The following is a 6,720-nucleotide window of genomic DNA, read 5'->3' on the forward strand; positions in this document are numbered from 1 at the left end:
ACAGGAATAATTGGGTGGGGGAATTGGCCATTAATCGCAATAGCCTCTCTTTGCAAAATCAGCAATTGCAAACGGCGGTGGGGGCCCTGGGGCAACGTTTCGGCACCTTCCAAACCATGGCTTTGAAGTTGAGGCAGTTGGCGGACCAGTTGGCCATCCGGCCGGAAGGGGAGACTATGCTACGGGCCCAGCCGCGACCCCAGGGGTGGCTAGACCACACCTTTGATGCGTTGGAGATGGATTCCTATGGTACCCTCTCGGCCCAGTTGCAGGAAATTTTGGAAGAAATGATGCAGTTGGAAGAGGCGGTGGATGATGTGGTGCTATTTTCCAGGGCGGCCAATCAGACAGTGGATGCCCAAAAGCAGATGCTATTTTCCCTGCGGGACGAGCTGATGTGGGCCCGGATGCTACCCCTGGGAGAAATTCTACAGCGTTTTCCCCGTTTGCTCAGGGATATGGCCAGTAAGTTTAATAAGCCGGTGCAGATCAAACTCCATGGCACGGGGGTGTTGGTTGATCGTTTGGCCCTGGAGAAGCTCTATGATCCCCTGCTCCATTTACTCCGCAATGCTTTTGACCATGGCATTGAGGATACTGATACCCGTTTGGCGGCGGGGAAACCGGCCACGGGCACCATTGAGATCCATGCCTATCACCAGGGTAATCAGACCATTATTGAAATGCGGGATGATGGGGGTGGACTCAACCGGGATAAGATTCTCCGGCGGGCTGTGGAACGGGGCTTGATTAGTGAGGAACAGGGGCAAAGATTGGGGACAGAGCAGATTAATAATTTGATTTTTGAGCCAAACTTTTCCACGGCGGACCAGGTGAGCGAGCTTTCGGGCCGGGGGGTGGGGCTGGATGTGGTACGGCAACAGTTGCAGGCTCTGAAGGGAACCATTGTGGTGTCTTCTCGCCCCGGCCGGGGAACAGTGTTTTCCTTGCGTTTACCCTTGACCCTCACCATTGCTAAGTTGTTGGTGTGCTTGGTGGGGCAGGACCAGGGAGCCCTGACGGCGATCGCCATTCCTTCTGATAGTGTGGCGGAATTGATGGTGCCGACGGCGGAACAACTCAAAACTAGTGGGGGGCAACGTTTTCTCCATTGGCAACAATTGACTATCCCGATTTATTCCTTGGCCCAATTACTGCCCTATCAGTGTCCTTTATCGGAGCGACAAACCAGCAAGCTATTAACCACGGTGCCCCAACCGGACAATTGGCACTTGCCCCTGGTGTTACTCCGGCTCGGTCAGCAATATTACGCCCTAGAGGTGAACCGCTTGGTGACGGAACAGGAATTGGTGATCAAACCCTTTGCGTCCCTGTTGCCTGCCCCTTCTTACCTTTATGGAGCCACTATTTTGGCCGATGGCACCTTAATCCCGGTGGTGAATGGAGCACTGCTGTTGGAATGGCATTGGCAAAAGGGCACAGATAATTTGGCCATGGCGGAGGCAGGAGGAGAGTCGATCCCCACCCCAGGGCGGAGGGCCAAAACCATTTTAGTGGTGGATGATTCGGCGGCGCTGCGGCGGACTCTGGCTTTCACCCTGGAAAGGTCTGGTTATCGGGTGATACAAGCTAAGGATGGCCAGGAAGCCCTGAAGACCCTAGCCCAAACGGGGGAAGTGGATTTGATTATTTGTGATGTGGAAATGCCCAACCTCAATGGCTTTGAGTTTCTTGGGCAAAGACGTCGCAATGCTGAACTGCTCAAAATTCCAGTGGCCATGCTCACTTCCCGCGGCAGCGATAAACACCGACAATTGGCCAAGACCCTGGGGGCCAATGCCTACTTCACCAAACCTTACATTGAGCAACAGTTCCTTGGGGCGGTGGAGGAACTCCTGGCCGCTGGTCAGGTATCGGTTAGCAGTTAGTAGTTAAAAGTTATTATTTTCTCGCTTGCAAAATATGGCGTTCTATTCCTCTTCCGTTGATGCCCCTGTTCATGTCGGTCAGCCCTCTGCCCCCTCTGTTCGACCGGAAAAGTTTCTCCTTTTTGCTGTGGGAAAACTTAACCTGGCCCTACCCATTGCCCTGGTGGTAAAAATTTTGCCCCATGGCCCCAGCCATGGCACTGGTCTGTCGGCCACAGGATTGGTTAACCTAGAAAACCGTTCTGTCACCATGGTGGACCTATATCGTCGCTTTTTTGGGGTGCCCCAGCCCCCGACGGCCCAAACGAAACAGTATTTTATCTTGACTAAAAATCGGAGTGGGGAAGAATTTTGTCTCTTGGTTAATAATGCTCCCACGTTACTGGATGTGTTGCCCCAACAAATTCGTCAATTGCCCGATTCCTATCGCCAAAATGACACGCTCCAATCTGCTAGCCATGTAATGTTGGTGGAAGAAAAGTCGGAAAAACTGACTGTCTTTTTGCTCGACCCCGACCTTCTACTTTGAGTTGGGAAGTTGGTTGCTAAAGAAATTAAATGATGCCCCTAGTCTGATTATTTAATCGGAGTACAGCCTAGGGTGTAATGGCCTGTAGATAGGGAGCAATGTACCTTTTCCCCCGCAGGATAAAATGGGGAGTGAACAGAGAGCTAAATTCCTTTTCCACTAGGTCTTGGGCCCAGCCGAGGCGATCGCCACCATAGGCAATGAATTGGGCGCTGGAATAGGCGTAATATTCCTGTTTAGCGGTTTGATTATTTTGTTTGAAAGCCTGACGATAAAGCTGGGTTGTCTCCTCCATTAATTGCTCGATCTCCGGGGTAAAAGTAATGATTTTGCCACTGGGACAGGTAATTTTTTTAACCTTAATAAAACCAATTACCGTTTGCATACATTCCCGAGTTTGTTCCACCGATAAACAATGTTCATCTTGGCGACGGAAAGCCCATTGCAAACAACCATTACAAACTTCCAGCACCCGCAAAACCGCTAAGTTATCCAATTCTTCAGGGGCGATCGCCATCAATCCAGGCAAATGTTGTTCAATTTGTTGCTGAAAGCCAGAAAAATCTTCAGCAAAATAGGGTTCCAACTCAGAAATTTCGGCCAGGGCCGACCAGTTAACATAGGTCATCGGCAAATTTAGACAGAGATTGGGAGCATTCTAACAAGGGCAAACCGAAAAAGTTAATTAGTTTCAGCCGTTAAAATCATCACCATGGTAACCTGTGGCATCGCTGGTGATCGATTATAGTAACTTGTAAGACTTATGAGCTATTCATCAAAATACATTTTACTAATTAGCATTCATGGATTGATTCGGGGAGGGGATCTGGAACTAGGCAGAGACGCGGATACCGGTGGGCAAACTAAATATGTGCTGGAACTGGCCCGGGCCTTAGTTAAAAATCCCCAGGTAGCTAGGGTGGATTTAATGACCCGTTTGGTGAAAGACCCCAGGGTAGATGAAGACTACGCTCAGCCTCGGGAAAAGATCGGCGATCGGGCCCAGATTGTCCGGATTGAATGCGGTCCGGAGGAATATATTGCCAAGGAAATGCTCTGGGATTATTTGGATAATTTTGCTGACCACGCCCTAGGCTATCTGAAAGAACAGCCCGAATTACCCGATGTCATCCATAGTCACTATGCCGATGCCGGTTATGTGGGCACCAGACTTTCCCACCAATTGGGCATTCCTTTGGTACACACAGGCCACTCCCTGGGGCGTAGTAAGCGCACTCGTCTCCTACTCAGCGGCATCAAAGCGGACGAAATTGAAAGCCGTTACAACATGGCCCGACGGATTAACGCTGAGGAAGAAACCCTAGGGTCAGCGGCAAGGGTAATTACCAGTACCCATCAAGAAATTGCGGAACAGTATGCCCAGTATGACTATTACCAACCAGACCAGATGTTGGTCATTCCCCCCGGCACCGATCTGGAAAAGTTTTATCCCCCCAAGGGAGACGAGTGGGAAAGCCCCATTGTGACGGAGCTATGTCGATTTTTGCGCGAACCCCGTCAGCCCATTATTCTGGCCCTGTCCCGACCGGATCCCCGCAAGAATATCCACACGTTGATCGAGGCCTATGGCCAGTCACCGGAGTTGCAAGCCCGGGCTAATTTGGTCATTGTGGCGGGCAATCGGGATGATATTACGGATTTGGATATGGGGCCCCGGGAAGTGTTGACGGACTTACTGTTGACCATTGACCGCTACGACCTCTATGGCAAAGTGGCTTACCCCAAGCACAATCAGCCGGAAGATGTGTACGATCTGTTTCGCCTCACCGCTTTGTCCCAGGGGGTATTTATCAACCCGGCGTTGACAGAACCCTTTGGTTTAACTCTGATTGAGGCAGCGGCCAGTGGGGTGCCCATTCTGGCCACGGAGGATGGTGGCCCGGTGGATATCATCAAAAACTGTCGGAACGGTTATCTGATCAACCCTCTGGACGAGACGGATATTGTCAATAAATTATTGAGCGTATTAAACGAAAGCGAACAATGGCGAGTTTTATCCACTAGGGGTCTGGAGGGGGTTAAGCGTCACTATTCCTGGCATTCCCACGTTGACAGTTACTTGGATGCCCTTAATGCTCTAATGCAACAGACTTCCGTCCTGAAACGGAGTGATCTAAAGCGGCGGCGGACTTTGTACTATAACGGTGCCTTGGTCACTAGTTTGGACCAAAATTTACTGGGGGCATTAGAGGGGGGACTACCAGGCGATCGCCAAACTTTGGATGAATTGCTGGAGGTGCTTTATCAACATCGTAAAAATGTCGGATTTTGCATTGCCACTGGGAGAAGATTGGATTCCGTGTTGAAAATTTTGCGGGAGTATCGCATTCCCCAACCGGATATGTTGATCACCAGCATGGGGACGGAAATTTATTCTTCCCCGGATTTGATCCCCGACCAGAGTTGGCGTCATCACATTGATTATTTGTGGAATCGTAACGCCATTATGCGCCTTTTGGGGGAATTGCCTGGTTTGGCGCTCCAACCTAAAGAAGAACTGAGTGCCTATAAAATTAGCTATTTCTACGACGGGGCGATCGCCCCCAGTTTGGAAGAAATCCGGCAACTGTTGCATAAAGGGGAACAGACCGTTAACACAATTATTTCCTTTGGCCAATTTCTGGATATTTTGCCCATCCGCGCTTCCAAAGGCTACGCAGTGCGTTGGTTAAGTCAACAGTGGAACATTTCCCTGGAGCACGTTTTCACTGCCGGGGGGTCGGGGGCAGATGAGGACATGATGCGGGGCAATACCCTTTCCGTCGTTGTCGCCAACCGTCACCACGAGGAACTCTCTAACCTAGGGGAAATTGAGCCAATTTATTTTTCTGAAAAACGTTACGCTGCGGGCATTCTAGACGGTCTCGCCCATTACCGCTTCTTTGAATTATTAGATCCCGTTTGACCAGATTCAGATTGATTCTGCCACGGCGGGCAATGCCTGTTGATAGCTTTTTAGCTCCCCACTCCGGGGGCCATAAACTCCTTCAATCTGTTCTTCACAGCAATGGCTAGCAAACTCGTCGAACTCCGCCGGAGCAATGGCAAACATCCGGGCAAAGTTATCCGGCTTCACCCGGCAAAAACTAGGCCGGTCTGGATAAATCTGGCAGAGGCGATCGCCGTGGTTGTAATTAATGCACCAACCATCCTCCCCCACTAGGCTGAGGTAAAGGGTCAACTCCTCCGGGGTAAGATACTCAGCCAACTCCGGCCGGTCCTCTGGGGTGAGATTACAACAAGCGCCACACCCCTGCATGCAATACCAAGTTGCCATGGCCAGTCTCCTTCTTCACATAACTTTATGTATTTTTATGACGGCAAGTCCAGGGGACGAAACCAACCCAGCTATTATAGACATTGGTTTTATTATCCTTGCTTACGTTGAGTCTAGCCAGCAGTTTTTAACAGGAGAAATTATGGAATTATTTGCCGCACTCAATTTAGAACCTATTTTTCAGTTGACTTTTCTGGGGCTGATTGTCATTGCTGGGCCCGCCGTGGTTTTTGTGCTCGCTTTCCGGGGCGGTGACCTGTAGGCTTAGCCAAACCCAGTTCGGTCAAGGTGGTGCTAAACCTTCCTTCGGGGAGGTTTTGTGACCTAAGCCCCCGTTGGTAGCAAGATTGACATCCAGGGCCAAAGAAAGATAGAGCATATCTACAGCACACTTCAAGCCATGTTTACCACCCATTCTTTTTCCGACTTCGATAGTGCGGCCCAGGCGGCTTTGACCTATTTGCACCAGCGCATGGGTCTTTCCCTGTGGATGATTACCCGCACTGAGTTGGACGATTGGATTGTGCTCCAGGCAGAGGACCATGGCTATGGGGTCCAAAAGGGGGATGTTTTCCATTGGCCTGATTCCTTTTGTTCCCGTATGGTGAGGGGAGAAGGACCCCATATCGCCCCCCAATCTGATTTGGTGGAGGTTTATCGCAACGCCCCTATCGCCCAACAGGTCCCCATTGGAGCCTATGTAGGGGTGCCCATCACCTACGGCAACGGTGCTCTGTTTGGCACCCTTTGTGCCATTGATCCCCAACCCCAGCCGGATAACTTGGCCGATGAATTGCCCCTAGTGGAATTGATTGCCAAATTACTCAGCACTATTCTGGACTTTTTCCTGAAGGCAGAGATGGCTTCCCGACGGGAGGAACAACAGCAATTTTTAACGGAGCGGGATGAAGTTACTGGATTTTACAGCCACTTAGGTTGGGAAAAGTTATTGGCCAGCGAGGAAGCCCGTTGCCAAAAATTTGGCTTTCCCGTCAGTGTGATTA

Annotated in this window: 7 protein-coding genes; 5 read left to right on the top strand and 2 right to left on the bottom strand. The window is 50.5% G+C overall.

What is annotated here, in order from left to right; all coding sequences use genetic code 11:
- Together IQ219_RS15090 and IQ219_RS15095 are read left to right on the top strand one after the other, a co-directional pair.
- On the top strand, nucleotides 1–1,889 hold a 1,889-nt coding region (locus IQ219_RS15090; protein ID WP_194073150.1), incomplete at its 5' end, for a hybrid sensor histidine kinase/response regulator.
- Between the two features lie 34 nt (nucleotides 1,890–1,923).
- Nucleotides 1,924–2,418, top strand: a complete 495-nt coding sequence (locus IQ219_RS15095) for a CheW domain-containing protein (RefSeq protein ID WP_194073151.1) — start codon at nucleotides 1,924–1,926, stop codon at nucleotides 2,416–2,418.
- A gap of 67 nt (nucleotides 2,419–2,485) precedes the next feature.
- On the opposite strand, the gene IQ219_RS15100 is transcribed toward IQ219_RS15095, so the two are convergent.
- Complete coding sequence (locus tag IQ219_RS15100) at nucleotides 2,486–3,046, bottom strand: hypothetical protein (RefSeq protein WP_194073152.1); 561 nt, start codon at nucleotides 3,044–3,046, stop codon at nucleotides 2,486–2,488.
- Nucleotides 3,047–3,181: 135 nt separating this feature from the next.
- Here IQ219_RS15100 and IQ219_RS15105 point away from each other — a divergent pair, with 135 nt between their 5' ends.
- The gene (locus tag IQ219_RS15105) at nucleotides 3,182–5,344 is read left to right on the top strand and encodes an HAD-IIB family hydrolase (protein ID WP_194073153.1); all 2,163 of its coding nucleotides are present in this window, start codon (nucleotides 3,182–3,184) and stop codon (nucleotides 5,342–5,344) included.
- A gap of 6 nt (nucleotides 5,345–5,350) precedes the next feature.
- Here IQ219_RS15105 and IQ219_RS15110 read toward each other — a convergent pair whose 3' ends face one another.
- A complete protein-coding gene (locus IQ219_RS15110; protein WP_194073154.1) occupies nucleotides 5,351–5,716 on the bottom strand; it encodes a YkgJ family cysteine cluster protein in 366 nt (121 codons plus the stop codon).
- A 142-nt stretch (nucleotides 5,717–5,858) separates the two neighbouring features.
- On the opposite strand from IQ219_RS15110, the gene IQ219_RS15115 reads away from it, so the two are divergent.
- Both IQ219_RS15115 and IQ219_RS15120 read left to right on the top strand, forming a co-directional pair.
- On the top strand, nucleotides 5,859–5,978 hold the full coding sequence (locus tag IQ219_RS15115) for a photosystem II reaction center protein Ycf12/Psb30 (protein WP_190599593.1): 120 nt from the start codon (nucleotides 5,859–5,861) through the stop codon (nucleotides 5,976–5,978).
- A gap of 138 nt (nucleotides 5,979–6,116) precedes the next feature.
- The coding region (locus IQ219_RS15120; protein ID WP_194073155.1) for a GAF domain-containing protein at nucleotides 6,117–6,720 on the top strand (604 nt) is incomplete at its 3' end.

The sequence above is a fragment of the Synechocystis sp. LEGE 06083 genome, assembly GCF_015207725.1.
Taxonomy (GTDB): Bacteria; Cyanobacteriota; Cyanobacteriia; order Cyanobacteriales; family Microcystaceae; genus Synechocystis; species Synechocystis salina.